The organism is Thalassospira sp. CH_XMU1448-2, from assembly GCF_037027285.1.
Taxonomy (GTDB): Bacteria; Pseudomonadota; Alphaproteobacteria; order Rhodospirillales; family Thalassospiraceae; genus Thalassospira; species Thalassospira profundimaris_C.
In genome coordinates this window covers 425,576-441,642 of sequence record NZ_JAYMEA010000002.1, presented here as the reverse complement: position 1 = coordinate 441,642, position 16,067 = coordinate 425,576, and the positions used below count along the sequence as shown (strand labels likewise).

Annotated in this window: 17 protein-coding genes; 11 read left to right on the top strand and 6 right to left on the bottom strand. The window is 54.1% G+C overall.

Going from position 1 to position 16,067, the window contains the following annotated elements; all coding sequences use genetic code 11:
- Nucleotides 1–168: 168 nt before the first annotated feature.
- Together WA318_RS09405 and WA318_RS09400 are read right to left on the bottom strand one after the other, a co-directional pair.
- The gene (locus tag WA318_RS09405; RefSeq protein WP_114097617.1) at nucleotides 169–702 is read right to left on the bottom strand and encodes a hypothetical protein; all 534 of its coding nucleotides are present in this window, start codon (nucleotides 700–702) and stop codon (nucleotides 169–171) included.
- 88 nt (nucleotides 703–790) lie between these two features.
- Entirely contained in the window at nucleotides 791–1,483 is a 693-nt protein-coding gene (locus WA318_RS09400; RefSeq protein ID WP_336080696.1) for a hypothetical protein, read from the bottom strand.
- A 269-nt stretch (nucleotides 1,484–1,752) separates the two neighbouring features.
- Here WA318_RS09400 and WA318_RS09395 point away from each other — a divergent pair, with 269 nt between their 5' ends.
- The 5 genes from WA318_RS09395 to rpmF all read left to right on the top strand — a co-directional run bounded on the left by WA318_RS09395 (nucleotide 1,753) and on the right by rpmF (nucleotide 4,997).
- Nucleotides 1,753–2,463 (top strand): alanyl-tRNA editing protein, encoded by a 711-nt coding sequence (locus WA318_RS09395; protein ID WP_114097615.1) that lies wholly within the window; start codon nucleotides 1,753–1,755, stop codon nucleotides 2,461–2,463.
- 213 nt (nucleotides 2,464–2,676) lie between these two features.
- A complete protein-coding gene (locus WA318_RS09390) occupies nucleotides 2,677–3,534 on the top strand; it encodes a sulfurtransferase (protein ID WP_336080695.1) in 858 nt (285 codons plus the stop codon).
- Nucleotides 3,535–3,574: 40 nt separating this feature from the next.
- Complete coding sequence (locus WA318_RS09385) at nucleotides 3,575–4,093, top strand: GNAT family N-acetyltransferase (RefSeq protein ID WP_336080694.1); 519 nt, start codon at nucleotides 3,575–3,577, stop codon at nucleotides 4,091–4,093.
- Nucleotides 4,090–4,776, top strand: a complete 687-nt coding sequence (locus tag WA318_RS09380) for a GNAT family N-acetyltransferase (protein WP_336080693.1) — start codon at nucleotides 4,090–4,092, stop codon at nucleotides 4,774–4,776. Before WA318_RS09385 ends, WA318_RS09380 begins: the two co-directional genes overlap by 4 nt.
- 41 nt (nucleotides 4,777–4,817) lie before the next feature.
- Complete coding sequence (gene rpmF / locus WA318_RS09375) at nucleotides 4,818–4,997, top strand: 50S ribosomal protein L32 (protein WP_007090029.1); 180 nt, start codon at nucleotides 4,818–4,820, stop codon at nucleotides 4,995–4,997.
- Nucleotides 4,998–5,195: 198 nt separating this feature from the next.
- Here the strand turns inward: rpmF and WA318_RS09370 are convergent, their stop codons facing one another.
- Nucleotides 5,196–6,152, bottom strand: a complete 957-nt coding sequence (locus tag WA318_RS09370; RefSeq protein ID WP_336080692.1) for a threonine ammonia-lyase — start codon at nucleotides 6,150–6,152, stop codon at nucleotides 5,196–5,198.
- A gap of 206 nt (nucleotides 6,153–6,358) precedes the next feature.
- Between WA318_RS09370 and metC the strand changes: the two genes are divergently transcribed.
- Entirely contained in the window at nucleotides 6,359–7,543 is a 1,185-nt protein-coding gene (gene metC, locus WA318_RS09365; RefSeq protein ID WP_336080691.1) for a cystathionine beta-lyase, read from the top strand.
- Nucleotides 7,544–7,846: 303 nt separating this feature from the next.
- Nucleotides 7,847–10,138 carry an SLC26A/SulP transporter family protein gene (locus WA318_RS09360; RefSeq protein ID WP_336080690.1) on the top strand — a complete coding sequence of 764 codons (2,292 nt, stop codon included), beginning with the start codon at nucleotides 7,847–7,849 and terminating at the stop codon, nucleotides 10,136–10,138.
- Between the two features lie 31 nt (nucleotides 10,139–10,169).
- Here WA318_RS09360 and WA318_RS09355 read toward each other — a convergent pair whose 3' ends face one another.
- The 3 genes from WA318_RS09355 to WA318_RS09345 are packed head-to-tail and all read right to left on the bottom strand — an operon-like array spanning nucleotide 10,170 to nucleotide 12,287.
- Nucleotides 10,170–10,967 carry an iron chelate uptake ABC transporter family permease subunit gene (locus WA318_RS09355; protein ID WP_181850184.1) on the bottom strand — a complete coding sequence of 266 codons (798 nt, stop codon included), beginning with the start codon at nucleotides 10,965–10,967 and terminating at the stop codon, nucleotides 10,170–10,172.
- Nucleotides 10,964–11,830, bottom strand: a complete 867-nt coding sequence (gene znuC / locus WA318_RS09350) for a zinc ABC transporter ATP-binding protein ZnuC (protein ID WP_114097609.1) — start codon at nucleotides 11,828–11,830, stop codon at nucleotides 10,964–10,966. The genes WA318_RS09355 and znuC overlap by 4 nt, the downstream gene beginning before the upstream one ends.
- Nucleotides 11,811–12,287 carry a Fur family transcriptional regulator gene (locus tag WA318_RS09345; protein WP_114097608.1) on the bottom strand — a complete coding sequence of 159 codons (477 nt, stop codon included), beginning with the start codon at nucleotides 12,285–12,287 and terminating at the stop codon, nucleotides 11,811–11,813. The genes znuC and WA318_RS09345 overlap by 20 nt, the downstream gene beginning before the upstream one ends.
- Nucleotides 12,288–12,429: 142 nt before the next feature.
- Here WA318_RS09345 and hisI point away from each other — a divergent pair, with 142 nt between their 5' ends.
- The 4 genes from hisI to WA318_RS09325 all read left to right on the top strand — a co-directional run bounded on the left by hisI (nucleotide 12,430) and on the right by WA318_RS09325 (nucleotide 16,034).
- Nucleotides 12,430–12,828 (top strand): phosphoribosyl-AMP cyclohydrolase, encoded by a 399-nt coding sequence (gene hisI / locus WA318_RS09340; protein WP_114097607.1) that lies wholly within the window; start codon nucleotides 12,430–12,432, stop codon nucleotides 12,826–12,828.
- Between the two features lie 12 nt (nucleotides 12,829–12,840).
- Nucleotides 12,841–13,971, top strand: coding sequence for a CobW family GTP-binding protein (locus WA318_RS09335; protein WP_336080689.1), 1,131 nt, complete (start codon nucleotides 12,841–12,843; stop codon nucleotides 13,969–13,971).
- 334 nt (nucleotides 13,972–14,305) lie between these two features.
- Nucleotides 14,306–15,136 carry an aldo/keto reductase gene (locus tag WA318_RS09330; RefSeq protein WP_336080688.1) on the top strand — a complete coding sequence of 277 codons (831 nt, stop codon included), beginning with the start codon at nucleotides 14,306–14,308 and terminating at the stop codon, nucleotides 15,134–15,136.
- 205 nt (nucleotides 15,137–15,341) lie between these two features.
- A complete protein-coding gene (locus tag WA318_RS09325) occupies nucleotides 15,342–16,034 on the top strand; it encodes a YitT family protein (RefSeq protein ID WP_336080687.1) in 693 nt (230 codons plus the stop codon).
- Nucleotides 16,035–16,067 lie beyond the last annotated feature (33 nt).

The window sequence follows — 16,067 nt, the reverse complement described above, 5'->3', positions numbered from 1 at the left end:
TACGAGTTGAACTGTGCAAATACGTTTTCCATGCCCAAATGCATATGGCGCATTTCATGATCAGTCAAGACTGTTTGCATCACCATCCCTTTACGCGCCCCCTGATCCCAAAACGAAAACACCCGCCAGACGATGGCAGGTGTTTGTCACAAGACCGGTTTCTAATGATCAGCTGACAACGCGATAACGTGCATGCAGGGCCGGATTATTGATCATGGTTGCACTGATCATGGGCTTGCCCGCCGCCTCTTCGGCACTTTCCAGCGCCATAACCGCAGCCTGATCATCCTGACTGATATTCCCCTGCTCGGTCAGGGCAAGATCACGTGCCGTTTCAAAGAAACGCAGGCCTCTCTTTTCCATGACATAAAGGGTTTCGCCGCCCCATTCCCCTGTCCAGACCAGCCCGGAAAGCCCGGCCATTTCCTTTTCGATGCGGCTCGGCGAGATCGGCATGCCAAGACAGGTGGTCAGAAGAAATGAAAGTTCGGCTGCTGTAACCCCGTCTTCGCAACATTCTTCGGCCAGAACCGACATAACGGCCATGGTAACCACGCGAAGCGATACCTTGCTGGTTTCCAGACCCGGAAACCGGTTTTGTTGAAGTTCGACAATGTCATTGGCAATGCGATCCACATCCCCACGGATCACATACCGCCCGCGCCATACACGACAGCTTGTTCTGACTTCCCATTCACGCATTGTTGGTCCCACCCGTTTTTTATTTGTCCCAATGCAAAAACGATACATTACACATACATATAGTCAACATGTTTTTCGACATTATGTATCAATTTCGACATTCGGATTGGAACCACTGATAGCCAAGCTGTGACACGACGTAACCATCTTCATTTTCGACGGCGTCAAGATAGCCGCGTGAGACGGCAACATGAAAATCACGGCTAAAATTGCGCGGCATCCGCAGATGTTCCTGGCGACGCAGAACACGGCGGACGTCATCACGCGTCACGAAGCCCCGTCCATCCCGGTAATGCAGCCAGATCGCCGCAATCAGGATGGTTTCGGCAAAACCGCGCGGCTGTATTCGCGCGACCAGATCACCAAGCGACCCCATGAAACTGGTAATGAAGGCGCCCGGTTCGATGGCAGAAAATGCCGCCTGTGGATAGTCTGTTTGCGGTGAAGTTCCAGCAAGTTCAGCCCCATATGCACCCTCGTCTGCATGAACGGGCACGCCCCCCGGTATATCGTCTGTATGTCGATCTATACTCTGTTGTCTGTTCGGGGTGTGAGGCCGCGCTATCGCGCTGTCGCCTGCTTGTGCGGCGCGGAGTGTCGTCGACCGTGCGGCATTTCCAGTCAAGCCGGATGGTGTTACTTGCGCAACAGGCGCCTGCACTGGCTGTCCGAACAAGGCAGCCATAACCACAGGCAAGCGTGCTGGCGGGATCGCGCATTCGAGATCCACCGGGCCAAAATCCCCCTCGCCGGTCAGTTTGACGTGAATTATTGCTGCCAAGGTTGCTGCTTCTCCTGATTTGCACAACCCAATACCATACATATTGTACGATATTCAACATCATTTTCCGATTCACGTATACAAACATACATTCATAGTATTGTCGCCCGACAATTTTACCCTCGACAATCAGGACGCGACCACCACACCATGAACAAAACACCCGTGAAGATGACAGATGTTCATTTCCGGTGAAGAACATGCGCAGCCGCCCCGCCTATCACAGGTCGCGCAAATCTGAAGCCACCATCAGGGAAGGATAAACAATCATGACACGCCTTTTGTTTCGCGAAGACGCCTATGCCCAAAGCTGCGATGCGACCGTGAAAAGCGTTTCAGAACGCGGTATCGAGCTTGATCAGACTGTCTTCTACGCCACCGCTGGCGGTCAGACCGGGGATATTGGCATCCTCAAAACCGCGTCCGGCACTGTTCTTCCTGTTGCCACCACCGTCAAGGATCGCGAAACCGGCCGAATTCTTCATATTATCGCCGATGACCACCCTCTTCCGGCGGTTGGCGATGCAATCACAGCCGAACTTGACTGGGACAACCGGCACAAACTGATGCGCTTTCACACCTGCCTGCATCTTCTTTGCGCGGTCATCGAGGGCGACGTGACCGGCGGCAACATTGCCGCACACAAGGCGCGCCTTGATTTCAACCTGCCTGATATCGCTTTGGACAAGGACGAGATCACTGAAAAACTCAATGAACTGATTGCACGTGACGCCGATGTTTATGATGGCGAAATCAGCATCGCCGAACTTAAAGCCAATCCGGAACTTGTGCGCACCATGTCAGTACAGCCACCCATGGATGGCAATTCGATCCGGACCGTGACGATCGAGGGGATCGATTTCCAACCCTGCGGCGGTACCCATGTACGCAAAACAGGTGAAATCGGCCCGGTGAGCGTTGCCAAGATCGAGAAAAAAGGCCGTCAGAACCGACGGATCAATATCGTATTCGCCCAATAGGATTGGTACACCAGACGGCCAAAGCACTGCATTCCGGCATCAAAACACCGGAAATCAGGGCTGCCGACATGACTGCCGGTTGCCAGTTTCCGCAAGTACCATTACAAATTTGAACAACAAGAAGTCATATAAGACCATCAGGACCACACAATATAATGATCCCGGGATCAACCGGGGTCGTGCAATACCCACATTGCTAATCGGAGCTTGTCCATGACTGACCCACTTTCCGATGCCCTGGTCACAACCCAGTGGCTGGCGGATCACCTCGACGCACCGGATGTCCGCGTCGTGGATGCAAGCTGGTACATGCCAGCTGACAATAAAAATGCCCGCGAGATCTACGATGCGCAGCACATTCCCGGCGCGGTGTTTTTTGACATTGATGAAATTGCCGCTGACGACAGCGCCCCGCTGCCGCACATGATGCCCGACGCGATCAAGTTTTCGGCCAAGGTACGCAAACTTGGCCTTGGGGATGGCGTACGCATTGTTGTTTATGGTCAGACGGGATCGGCTCTTGCCGCCTGCCGCGCATGGTGGATGCTGCGTCACTTCGGTCATAATGACGTGGTTGTGCTTGATGGCGGCTTGCCCAAATGGCTTGCCGAAAACCGCCCGGTTACCGACACACCGACCCCGCCACGCGAACGCCATTTCACTGCGCGCGCCAACAGCTTCCTGCTGCGCGAGATTGATCAGGTGATGTCAAACGTCAAGACCAAGCGCGAACAACTTGTCGATGCCCGTGCTGGCGAACGTTTCCGTGGCGAAGTTGCCGATCCATGGGGTAAATCGGGCCACGTTCCGAGTTCCTACAACCTGCCTTTCAATGTGCTGTTGAATGCCGATGGCACCTTCAAGGGGCCAGAGGAAATCAAGGGCGCGTTTGAACAGGCTGGCGTCAATCTGGACAAGCCGGTTGTTGCAACCTGCGGGTCGGGTGTTACGGCCTGCGTGCTCGCCATGGGCGCCTATATCGCCGGCCACAAACAGGTTGCCGTCTTTGACGGGTCCTGGGCGCAGTGGGCCACAACCGAAGACAGCCCGGTTGATACTGGTCCTGCCTGATCAGGACCGCCCGACATCTCGAAAAGTTCAAGAGTTTCACATGCCTGCACCGTCGCAATCTGGTCTGAATATTCCTGAAACAGCCCGCGACGGAGCAGGCATTATTCTTGAACAGCTTAAATCCCCGACCAGTGACGATATTGCGGCCATCACCACCCTTTGGATTGCAACCGGATTGATCCCGGCAATTCGCGATGCCAGGCAGGATATCGAAAACTGTGTTAATTCCGCCCATGGCAGCCTGATTATTGCCCGCCATCCCCAAAACCATCAGATCATCGCCACCATGATGACCGGCCATGACAATTTTCATGGCTGGATTCATTATCTGGCGATTGCCCCGGACATACAGAATTCGGGACTGGGTCGTGAACTGGTCACGCTGGCCGAAGATATCCTGCGCGCCATCGGCCTATCCGAAATCCGGGTCACGATTGAAAATGCCACAGCGGGTGATTTTTACGCCAAACTCGGCTATGACTTGATTGACGGTGCCCCCACACAGCCAACACCTGTCTGCCGTCAAAATACAATCATGCGCAAGAGTTTAGACCAATGAGCCCATCCAATCCGCGCAAGCTGGAAGTTGTTGTCAGCTTTCTGGAAATGCAAAGCCCGCCCGACCGTGCACCGGCAATCATTCCGCCGGGCAAGGTCGCTATCATCCGTGCCGAAGACCCCACCCTGTCTTTTTATCGCTACTTATATAATACCGTCGGGGAGCCATGGCTTTGGTGGCAACGCCGCCTGATGAGCGACGAAGAACTTGCTCCGCTGATTTCCACCCCCGAAACACATGTCTATGTGCTTTATGTCGCGGGTGTCCCTGCGGGCTATTGCGAACTTGATCTGACCGGACTTGAAAAAGACCGCACCATTGACCTGCATTATATGGGGCTGATCCCGGAATTCATCGGCAAGGGATATGGCAAATATCTGCTGAACTGGGCGATTGATACCGCCTGGAGCCTAAAGCCCGCGCGGGTTACGGTAAATACCTGCACTTTGGACCATCCAAGTGCATTGGGGGCTTACCAAAAGGCAGGCTTTGTTGTATACGACCAGCGAACGGACATTATCGACGATCCGCGCGATGTTGGGCTGATCCCGCATATTGATCATCATGTTGATCGTGGTGGACAATCTGGTGGTGACGCGCCTGATGCCGAAAGTAGGCCGGAAAATGCAAATAATGCAGATTCTGGCACTTTGGTCGTTGACTTTCCCGACCGCGCAAGGTAACAAGCGCGCCTGAGTTTACCCAAGCCAGAGGATGATGACCCATGGCAGTGCCAAAGAAAAAAGTGACCAAGTCCCGTCAGGGCATGCGTCGCTCGCATGACAAGCTCGCCAAGGGCTCGTACCGCGAAGACAAAGAGACCGGCGAACTGCATCGCCCGCACCACATTGACCCGAACACCGGTATGTACCGTGGTCGTCAGGTGGTCGAGCCGAAGATGTAATTCCGTCCCGGAGAGCTTTGGCTCTTTGGCGGTTTGCGACGCTACAAAATTCCACGCTATCTGATTTCAGATGGCGTCTGGTTTAAAAAGGGATGGAGCCCAATGGTTCCATCCCTTTTTATTTGCCCAAAGCCCGAACAAAACGGGCTACAAACAGAAACGGACAAGGAAACTCCCTGCCCGTCTGTCCTTTGGGCTTTACTTGATCCCGTCGGTCCCGGTGCCGCAAATGATCACACCAACCCGGCCCGGATCATTCACACCCAGACGATCTGTCATGATTGCAGCAATCCCGGCTGCAGCAGAAAGTTCGACAGCAATGCCAAGATCCTTCCAAAGCCAGTTTGCGGCTTTTTGCATTTCCTCGTCACTGACCAATGCGATGCGATCAACATTCTTGCCGATCAGATCGACATTAAGGGCCGATGACTGACGCGGGGCCAGACTGGTCGCGGCCGTATTCACACTTGGCAGGGTCACGACTTCATTTGCCTTTAGGCTTTCAAACAGGGTCGCAGCCCCGGTCGGTTCAACCCCTATCACCCGAATGGACGGGCGCAACAACCGGGCCGCGGTCGCGACACCGGAAATCAGACCGCCACCACCAATCGCCACCACAAGCGTATCAAGATCGGGCTGCTGTTCCAGAAGCTCCAGCGCAATGGTGCCCTGGCCTGCAATCACCCTGGGATCGGCAAAAGGATGGATATAGGCCATGCCGCTTTCCCGTGCATGATCCATGGCCGCACGGTTGGCGTCATCCCACACAGCCCCGATCAGGGCTACATCAACACCTTGCGCGCGCAGCTTTTCGATTTTGGGCTTGGGCGTATTGGTCGGCAAAAAGATTTTAACCGGCACACCAAGGGTGCGCGCGGCATGGATAACCCCCATGCCATGATTGCCACCCGATGCGGTGCACAGCCCCATGGATCGTTTTGCGTCATCAAGGGCAAGGGCTGCATTCATCGCCCCGCGTGCCTTGAACGATCCGGTGACCTGCATGTTTTCAAGTTTCAGGAAAAGTTCCGGAATGCGCTTCGCACTGCCAAAGGCCATGTTATCGGCAAAGTTGCTTGCGGCATAAACTGGCGTCAGACGCATATGGTCGGAAATGGCACGACGCGCAGCGCGGAAATCCTGAATTTCGATCACGGGGCCTCCTTGGGAACTGGATGTTCTTTTTATCGGGTTTGTGGTGGCGACCAATTGGTCAGACATCCAGAAATAACCCGGATCACTGATTTCACAATGACTTTTGCGCAAAAATCCTTGATGGCAGCCGCCCAAGATGGTTTGACTTAGTCATAACAAAAATGACGCCACGCCCCGAATTCGCCCATCAAGGAGAAGCACCACCAATGTCTGCCAACAGCCCCAAAAAGACGGCAACCCAACTGGTTCATGCCGGTCGCCGGTCGAGCCAGTATCATGGTGTGGTCAATCCACCGGTTTTGCACGCATCGACCATCCTGTTTGACAGTCTTGCCGAACTTGAAAAGGCTGGTGCATCTGCACCGGGCAAGGTCACCTATGGGCGTCATGGCACCCCGACCCGCTTCCTGCTGGAAGAAGCCGTGGCTGAACTTGAAGGCGGCTTTGGCACGCTTTGCGTATCATCGGGCGTTGCGGCAATCACCAACACGATCCTGGCTTTTGTAAAGCCGGGCGATCATATTCTGGTCACCGACAGCACCTATTACCCGACTCGCAATCTGTGCAACAGCTTCCTTAGGAAGTTTGGTGTTGAAACCGAATATTACGATCCGGCCATCGGTGGTGATATTGCCGGTCTTATCCGCGACAATACCGTTCTTGTCTGGTGTGAAAGCCCCGGTTCCCTGACGTTTGAGATGCAGGATATCCCCGCAATTGCCGCAGCAGCTCATGCGCGTGACGTCAAGGTTCTGCTCGATAACACCTGGGCATCCCCGATCCTGTGCCGTCCGTTTGAACTTGGTGTTGATGTCTCGGTTCAGGCTGGCACCAAATATATCGTCGGTCATTCCGACGTCATGATGGGCACGATCACGACCGCGACCGAAGAAGACCTTCTGACTATCAAGAAACAGATCATCATTTCGGGCGATGCGATTGGTCCTGATGATTGCTATCTCGCACAACGTGGTCTTCGCACTCTTGGCGTGCGCCTGAAACAGCATCATGAAAGCGGCCTTAAGGTCGCCAACTGGCTGCAAACGCGCAGCGAAGTCAAACGTGTGCTGCACCCGGCCCTGCCCGATGATCCGGGCCATGCGATCTGGAAACGTGATTTCACCGGTGCCTGCGGCCTGTTTTCCTTTGTGATGGAGCCGGTCGAAAAGGCTCAGCTCGCCAATATGGTCGACAACATGGAACTGTTTGGCATGGGCTTTAGCTGGGGCGGGTTCGAAAGCTTGATCCTGCCATCAGATCCGAAAGGCATCCGCACGGCGACGAAATGGGACGAGGAAGGCCAACTTATCCGTCTTCATATCGGTCTTGAAGACCCGGATGATTTGATTGCCGATCTTGATGCCGGGTTCGCACGATTAAAAGCCGTCTGATCTCGACAATTGAAAACCAGTTTCAAAAGCGATGCCGATTATTCCGCATCGCTTTTGTTGTTTTGGTACATTCGCCAAGTCGCGACTGGATTAATTCGTGTAAAAGTGGCACATCTGAAAACGTAATTGCGTGTTTATCGCATAAACAATCAAATCAAACAGATAATCAGGGAATGGCAGCCAATAGCTGCCACGCTTTTCACAGGCCCGCAACATGGGTGATCTGCAACATGCTTTGTATCGCATCAACTTGATGCAGATACATCTTTGCATGATGGTGAAGGCATTCCACCGGGGTATTTTATGACTAAATCCAAGCGGCAAAACCGTTTAAGCACGGCCCATTTTGATATCGGGGCCGCCTGTGTCGGAATGCTCGCAACCCTTCCGCAAGCCGTTGCTTATGGCCTTGTCGCATTTTACCCGCTTGGTCCGGAATGGGCATCTTTTGGCATCAGCGCCAGCATCGGAAGTGCCATTCTGTTCGGTCTTGTGAGCGGATTATTTGGCGTTAATCCGTTTCTGGTGTCAGGCCCGCGGGCAGTAACCGCCCTTGTTCTTGCCTCGGCGATCCAGATCGCGATTACCCGTGGCAGCACCGAAAGCGATGCCATCCTGATTGCGTTTGTCGCCGTTCTGGGGGCCGGTGTTTTTCAGTTGATCGCCGGATTGTTTCGGTTGGGAAATGCCGCATCCTATATTCCCGATCCGGTTTTATCGGGATTTGTAAATGCCTCGGCACTTCTGGTAATGATCAGCTCCATCCCGACCGCCCTTGGCAGCCTTACCCCCGATATCGCAACCATCGGTGCCGACAGCATTCTTTACTTTGCCCTTGCCGTCAGCCTGACGACCATTGCCATTCAGTTCATTGCCGCACGGACCATCCGGTTTGTCCCCGCCGCCATTGTCGGATTGGTCGGCGGCACGGCAGTCTATTACATCGGCATATCGCTGCTTCCGCTGGCAAATGCGCCTTTGATCGGCGCGATTGAGTTTTCCGAGATATGGCATATGCCGATCCTGATCGAAACACCTCCAATCTGGGATGATCTTGGTGCCAATATCGATATCGCCATTACCAGTGCCCTGACAATCGGCCTGCTTTCATCATTTGATACGGTGATTTCAAGCCGGGCTATTGATGCCCGAACCACCCAGCATAATGACGTGAACGCCGAACTGCGCCTGCATGGCATCTTGAATATCGTAATGGGCTTTTTCGGTTTTTTGCCGGGATCGGGCACCATGAGCAGATCGGTCGCCATCCTTGATGCCGGGGCAAAATCCCGTATTGCCAACTGGGCAAGCAGCCTTGCCCTGGCCATAAGCCTTTTGATTTTTGCACCGCTGGTCGCAGCCCTTCCGATCTGGGCAACGGCGGGCATGGTGATCGCCATCGCCATCCAGGCGGTTGATCAACCAACCATTGGCAAGATAGCGAAACTTGTCACCGGCAAACTTCCCTATCCACGGGTCGTGATCGGCGACGTTTTGATCAGCCTGTTCGTTGTTGCCATTGCCGTTCTGTTTGATCTGGCAACTGCGGTTTGCGTTGGCGTTCTGGTTTCGGTGATTTTGTTCGTTCTGGGCATGAGCAAGAACCCGGTCCGGCGCACATATCTTGGTTCTCGCGTCCATGCCCACCGTCAACGCAAGGTCGCCCTGATTGAATGCCTTGAAAAAGAAGGCCATCGCATTGCCGTGATCGAGCTTCAGGGAGCTCTGTTTTTCGGGTCTTGTTCGCGTTTGCGCAATATGGTCAGCCATATGCTTGAAACCGGGATTGATTATCTGATCCTTGATTTCCGCCATGTCACATCGATCGACAGCACCGGCGCGGCAACTCTTCGCGCCATTAACCAACAATGCAATGAAGGCGGAAAACAGCTTTATCTAAGCTATGTTCAACCTGAACGCCGACAGCCCGCCAAAAAACGGAAACCCGCACAAGGCGAACCTTCGCCTGAGATATCCAGAAGGAAACTTGAACGCACACCGACACCACGCTGGATCTGGTTAAACCTGGACGCCAACGGTGTTGTCGGTGCCATCGGGAAAAAGAACTTCTATGCCGAAACCGATGCTGCCCTTGGACATTGCGAAGACCTTTTGCTGCAACGTTTTGGCGACGTGCCGCAAAAAGGCGTTCGCAACGTATTCGCCAACAGCCTGCTTCTTAAGGGCATGACGCGTGACCAGATCACCATCCTTGGCCACAAGGCCCAAAGACAACGTTTCAAGAAAGGCGATATCGTCTTTGATCAGGGGGATACATCCCGTCAGGCCTATTTTCTGGTATTCGGGCACATGGATGTCGTGATCAATGTTCCTGACACTGGTCGTCAGAAACGCATCAACACCATTACCGAAGGTACACTTTTTGGTGAGGTTGCCCTTTTGGATGGTGCCCCCAGATCGGCCACGATCGTTGCGGCAAGCGATGCCCTTTGCCTGTCACTTGACCGCACAGACTTCGCAACCTTGCAGAAGGAGGATCAGGATATCGCCACCCGATTGCTGCTGAACCTCAACCGGATTTTCGCAAGTCGCCTGCGTCAGGCCAATATCATGATCTCCGAACTTGAACGTTAATTGGGTTGGCCGTTACCCGATATTGATCAGATCAGCGCCGACGCAATCCCATCATCACGATTGAACTGATCACAAACAATCCCGCTGCCGAGATCACGATGCTTGGCCCGGCTGGCGTATCGACATGCCATGACAGGGCAATGCCTGTCAGAACCGATGCTGCCCCGAACAATGCGGCCCCGATGGCCATCTGTTCCGGCGTTTTGGCAAAGAACCGTGCACTGGCGGCCGGCACGATCAAAAGTGCCGTGATCAGAAGAACACCGACAATCTTGATCGCAAGACCGATCACAAGCGCCATCAGCAACATGAAAATCAGACGCAGACGTTCGACCGGGATACTTTCGGCAGCGGCAATTTCCGGACTGACCGTCAGGGCAAGCAGCGGTCGCCACATCCAGATCAGGCCACCAATTGCAACGACACCCCCACCCAGCATCAGCCAGATATCGCCCATGGTGATGGCAAGAATATCACCAAACAGATAGGCCATGATATCAACCGCGACACCCTGTACGAAGGCAAGAGCAACCATGCCAAGTGCCAGGGTCGAATGGGCCAGCATGCCCAGAACCGTGTCACTGCCGATCTTTGATTGCCGCTGCCCAAAGGCCAGGATCAAGGCACTGGCAAGACAGGTCGCAATCATGCCCAACCGCACGTCCACCCCGATCAGAAGACCAAGAGCAACGCCAAGCAAGGCGGAATGGGCCAGCATATCGCCAAAAAACGCCATCCGCCGCCAGACGATAAAAGCCCCGAACGGACCGCAGATGCAGGCCAGCAACACGCCACCAACAATGGCGCGCACAAGAAAATCATCGATCATTTTGCTGTGTCTGCCTCTTGTCGGATGGGTGCATCTGCATGGTTATGAGGGGCATGAGAATGCCCGTGCCCATGGTTATGGCCGTGATTATGGTTGTGATGATCATGGGAATGGTCATGACCGCATCCGCCAACCACATGGCCCGAAAGATCATGTTCATGATCATGTTCGTGGGTATAGATGCCAATCGCATCCGCCTCGCGCACGCCAAACAGCGAACGGTATTCCGGATGCTGACGCACGGTTTCGGGGATACCCGAACAACAGACATGACGATTGAAACACACCACCTGATCGGTCTTGGCCATCACCAGATGCAAATCATGCGAGATCATCAGAACCGCGCAATCAAGCTCATGGCGGATTTCATCAATCAACCGGTAAAGTTCGGCCTGCCCGCTGACATCCACGCCCTGTGTCGGTTCATCAAGGACGAGCAACTCGGGGCGCAGCAACAATGTCCGCGCAAGCATCACGCGCTGTGCCTCGCCACCCGAAAGGCTGCTCATCTGGGCATCAATAACGTGCGACGCCCCGACCTGTGTCAGGACCTTTTCGCAATGGTTGCGTGTTGCTGATCGCGTCAGGGTCAGAAACCGCTTCACGGTCAGCGGCAACACCTGATCAATCGCAAGCTTTTGCGGAACATAGCCAACCCGAAGACCCGGCTTGCGGATTACTTCGCCGCTATCAGGCTTTTGCAAACCCAACAGGGTTTTGACCAGCGTTGACTTACCCGCACCGTTCGGCCCGATCAGGGTAATGATTTCACCAGCCCGGATCGAAAGCGATACCTGATCCAGAACCCGTTCACTGCCAAATGACAGGGTAAGTCCCCGCCCCTCAATGAGTGGCGCAGTCATGGCACAGCCCCTTGATCTCGACCGTGGTCGCCTGAATGGTAAAGCCGACACCGATTGCGGCCTTGCGCACTGCGTTGCTCATTTCCTCGTTCACGGCTTCGGCAACCCTGCCGCAATCGGTACAGATAAAATATTGTCCCAGATGTTCGCAGTCAGGCCGGTCACAGCCGAAATAGGCATTCAGCGATTCAATACGATGCACCAGACCAAGCTCGGTCAGAAATTCCAGTGCGCGATAAACCGTTGGCGGTTGCACGCGCTGCCCTTCGGCAGTCAGCGCGTCAAGCAGTTCATAGGCTGTCACCGCCTTGTGCGATTGCCAGATCAGGGTAAAGACCTTGCGGCGCATATCGGTAAAGCGCGCATTTTCCGCGTCACAGACTTTCTCTGCCTGCGCAAGTGCGCTATGCACACATCTATCGTGATCGTGGCCCTTTTTCGGGAAAAGATCGCTCATATCTGGATAACTCGTCTCGATGGCTTTTTGACTATGATCCCAATCATTCCCAAAAAGCCATGGCATCTGATGAAATGTTATAATATATCATTTTCTGACGTGCCGAACGTAAAAAGTCAACCATCATCGACCGGAGCACCCCATGACGGCTGCCAATCAACAGATTGCCGACAAGCTTAAATTCAACGAAAACGGCCTGATCCCGGCAATCGCCCAGCAGCATGACAGTGGCGAGGTTCTGATGATGGCCTGGATGAACCGTGACGCGGTGCTTGAAACGCTTGAAACCGGTCGGGTCTGCTATTTCTCGCGCTCACGCGGGAAACTCTGGCGCAAGGGTGAAAGCTCCGGCCAGGTACAGAAACTTGTCGATTTCCGCTATGACTGCGATCAGGACACCATTCTGGTGCAGGTTGATCAGCTTGGCGTTGCCTGCCACACCGGACGGCGCAACTGTTTCTATTTCGCCGCCCGCGATGGACAGGAAGTCGTGATTTCCGAACCGGAAGTCTCCGTCGATGAACTCTACGGCAAGAAGTAAGATACAAACGACATGGCCATTTCCGACGAACAGTTTGAACGCATCGCAACCACGGTCATTACCGGCTTTCTGGGCAGTGGCAAGACCACGCTTCTTAACGGCCTTCTGACTCAGGACGGCATGGAAAGCACGGCTGTCCTGATCAATGAATTTGGCGAAATCGGGCTGGATCATCTTCTGGTGCGCGAAGTGTCCGAAGATGTGGTGTTGCTGAATTCAGGCTGCATTTGCTGTTCGGTACGCGGCGATCTGATTTCAGGTCTGCGCGATCTGTTTGTCAAACGCACGCGCGGCGAAATCCCCGCCTTTGACCGGGTGATCATTGAAACCACCGGCCTTGCCGACCCGGCACCGATCCTTCATACCCTGATGACCGATCCGTTGCTCACCACCAAGTTTCGCCTTGATAGCGTGGTCACCACGGTCGATGCCATCCATGGATCAGGGCAGCTTGACCAGCATCCTGAAAGTGTCAAACAGGCTGCTGTTGCTGACCGCATCCTGATGACCAAGTCCGATCTGGCCAATGAGGCTACCCGAGATGCTCTTTCTGACCGCCTGCGCGCCCTTAATCCCGCCGCCCCGATCTATCCGGTGGTGAATGGCGATATCGCGGTATCAAAGCTGTTCAATGCCGGGCTGTATGATCCGGCGACCAAAAGCATGGATGTCCGGAAATGGCTGCGTGACGAGGCCTATGACCATCATGGCGATGATCCGCATGAGCATGCACACAGTCATGATCATGACCACGATCATCACAATGAACACCACCATCACGGCCACGCCCATGACGTAAACCGCCATGACGATCATATCCGGTCATTCTGCATCACCTTTGACGAACCGCTGCATTGGGATGCCTTTGTCACCTGGGCCGAGATTTTTACCCAGATGCGCGGTGAAAGCCTTTTGCGCGTCAAAGGCATTCTCAACCTTGTTGGCGAAGACGCCCCGGTCGCCATTCACGCGGTTCAGCACATTTTCCATCCGCCGGCATCGCTTCCGGCATGGCCAAGTGACGATCATCGCTCAAAGATCGTCTTCATCACCAAGGATCTTGGCCCGCAGGTCATCCGGGATTCCCTCTATCACCTTAATGCTGCGGTCAGTGAAACCGGAGAAGATGGAAAACCGGCCTAATTTTCGACGGCTTGAGGCAAATCAAGGATATCGTCTGCGATCTGGTGCAAGTTTGTTCTTGGCTTGATACAGCCTCACTCTAAGTCCTGAACTTCGGGCGACCCGACATACCCGGTCGCCCTTTTTCTTTGGCAAAAGCTCTTTTGACACAAAGACATTGCCCGGGCGTCCTTCCCCATTGAACAGCACATCTCATCCAACCGTACAGGTTGCGAATTTGTGGCACTGCACTAAATCTGGCGCATATCGGCCACATTGACACCTGATCGTCATTTGCACATGGCAGTGACAGCAGCCAAAATCACAACAAACTACACAGAGGGGGTAAAACATCATGATCTACCGGAACTGGCAGGGTATTGAAATTCCGGCCCTCGGGTTTGGGACCTACGAGCTTAATAATGATGATGCGGCCAAAATGGTAACCGAGGCCGCCAAGATCGGCTATCGCCACTTCGATACAGCCCAGATGTATCACAACGAAGAAGGCGTTGGTCACGGCCTTAAGGCTTCGGGACTGGCACGTGACGACTATTTCCTGACCACCAAGGTCTGGTACGACAAGTTCCAGAGCGGTGATTTGCAGACCTCGGTTGTCGAAAGCCTTCGCAAGCTTGATCTTGACCATGTTGACCTTCTGCTTTTGCACTGGCCGACCGATGAAGTGCCGCTTGCCGAAACGCTGGCCGCTCTGAACGAGGTCAAGAACCTTGGCATGACGCGCCTGATCGGGATTTCAAACTTCCCGACTGCCCTTATTGAAAAGGCCGTCGCGCAAAGCGCCATACCGCTCACCGTCAATCAGGTCGAATATCACCCCTATCTTGACCAGTCGAAGGTGCTTGAAAGCCTGCGCGGCCATGACATGCTTCTGACCGCCTATTGCCCGATTGCGCGCGGCACTGTTCTGCATGATCCGGTCCTTAAGGAAATCGGTGCCAAATACGGCAAGTCCGGCATTCAGGTCACGCTGCGCTGGTTGATGCAGCAAGACAGCGTGATGGCTATCCCGAAATCGGGTTCGCCGAAAAATGCGGCGGCCAATTTCAACATCTTTGATTTTGAATTGTCAGATGCCGATATGGCAGCAATCAATGAACTATCCAAACCCGATGGCCGCCTGATTGACCCGTCCTTTGCCCCGAAATGGGACGAAGCCGCCTGATTTCTGCCCCATCGCGACCACCGCAACTTATATTTTCACGCATGATTTTACCAAGACCGGCCTTTATCAGGCCGGTCTTTTGCGTGCAGGAACCCGGCCCTGTCAAAAACGGGCGAATTAGGCCTGCCCTTTTCCACCAACTTGTTTCGCACGTGCGAAAGGCGTAATCTGGTCCTATTCATCAGACAAAAGACTGTTGTCCGAAATGGCCGAAACCAACGCATCCACAACTGTATCCGCCGACGCCTCCGCACCTGACAGCGGCACGACTGATACCGCACAGGCACCGTCAAAAAAAGACGATATTTCCCATCGCCTTTACGAAGACGTGCTGGCTTTGCTGCTGGGTACAATGGTGGTGTCGCTTGGGGTGACGCTTTATAGTGAAAGCGTTCTGGTCACCGGCAGCACGGCCGGTGCGGCGCTTTTGATTGAACATGCCACGGGGCTTTCATTTGGTCTGATCTTCTTTGTGATCAACCTGCCCTTCTACTGGCTGGCCTTCAAGCGCATGGGTGTGGCATTTACAGTCAAAACCTTTATCGCGGTCGGTCTGGTATCAGGCTTTTCAAAGCTCACCCCGATGATGGTTGATTTCCAGATGCTTAATCCGGTCTATGCCGCGATTGCTGGCGGCGCGCTGATGGGCATCGGCTTGCTCATGCTGTTTCGCCACCGTGCAGGCCTTGGCGGGATCAATATCCTCGCACTTTATCTTCAGGAACATTTCGGCATTCGGGCTGGTTACTTCCAGCTTGCCGTTGATATGGTGATCCTCGTCATCGCCTTCCTGACCCTGCCCTTTGACAAGGTCCTGCTCTCGATCCTGGGCGCTGTCATTCTCAACCTTATCATCGCACTGAATCATCGTCCGGGTCGGTATTTCTCAGCGCGATAACCCGGCTAGCACTCGAGCATATTCCCCTCACCA

Coding starts and splice junctions, on each gene's coding strand:
- metC (WP_336080691.1), top strand. CDS start 6,359: ATGTCTGCCAACAGCCCCAAAAAGACGGCAACCCAACTGGTTCATGCC.
- WA318_RS09360 (WP_336080690.1), top strand. CDS start 7,847: ATGACTAAATCCAAGCGGCAAAACCGTTTAAGCACGGCCCATTTTGAT.
- WA318_RS09405 (WP_114097617.1), bottom strand. CDS start 702: ATGCGTGAATGGGAAGTCAGAACAAGCTGTCGTGTATGGCGCGGGCGG.
- WA318_RS09395 (WP_114097615.1), top strand. CDS start 1,753: ATGACACGCCTTTTGTTTCGCGAAGACGCCTATGCCCAAAGCTGCGAT.
- rpmF (WP_007090029.1), top strand. CDS start 4,818: ATGGCAGTGCCAAAGAAAAAAGTGACCAAGTCCCGTCAGGGCATGCGT.
- WA318_RS09325 (WP_336080687.1), top strand. CDS start 15,342: ATGGCCGAAACCAACGCATCCACAACTGTATCCGCCGACGCCTCCGCA.
- WA318_RS09345 (WP_114097608.1), bottom strand. CDS start 12,287: ATGAGCGATCTTTTCCCGAAAAAGGGCCACGATCACGATAGATGTGTG.
- WA318_RS09390 (WP_336080695.1), top strand. CDS start 2,677: ATGACTGACCCACTTTCCGATGCCCTGGTCACAACCCAGTGGCTGGCG.
- hisI (WP_114097607.1), top strand. CDS start 12,430: ATGACGGCTGCCAATCAACAGATTGCCGACAAGCTTAAATTCAACGAA.
- WA318_RS09385 (WP_336080694.1), top strand. CDS start 3,575: ATGCCTGCACCGTCGCAATCTGGTCTGAATATTCCTGAAACAGCCCGC.
- znuC (WP_114097609.1), bottom strand. CDS start 11,830: ATGACTGCGCCACTCATTGAGGGGCGGGGACTTACCCTGTCATTTGGC.
- WA318_RS09380 (WP_336080693.1), top strand. CDS start 4,090: ATGAGCCCATCCAATCCGCGCAAGCTGGAAGTTGTTGTCAGCTTTCTG.
- WA318_RS09330 (WP_336080688.1), top strand. CDS start 14,306: ATGATCTACCGGAACTGGCAGGGTATTGAAATTCCGGCCCTCGGGTTT.
- WA318_RS09335 (WP_336080689.1), top strand. CDS start 12,841: ATGGCCATTTCCGACGAACAGTTTGAACGCATCGCAACCACGGTCATT.
- WA318_RS09355 (WP_181850184.1), bottom strand. CDS start 10,967: ATGATCGATGATTTTCTTGTGCGCGCCATTGTTGGTGGCGTGTTGCTG.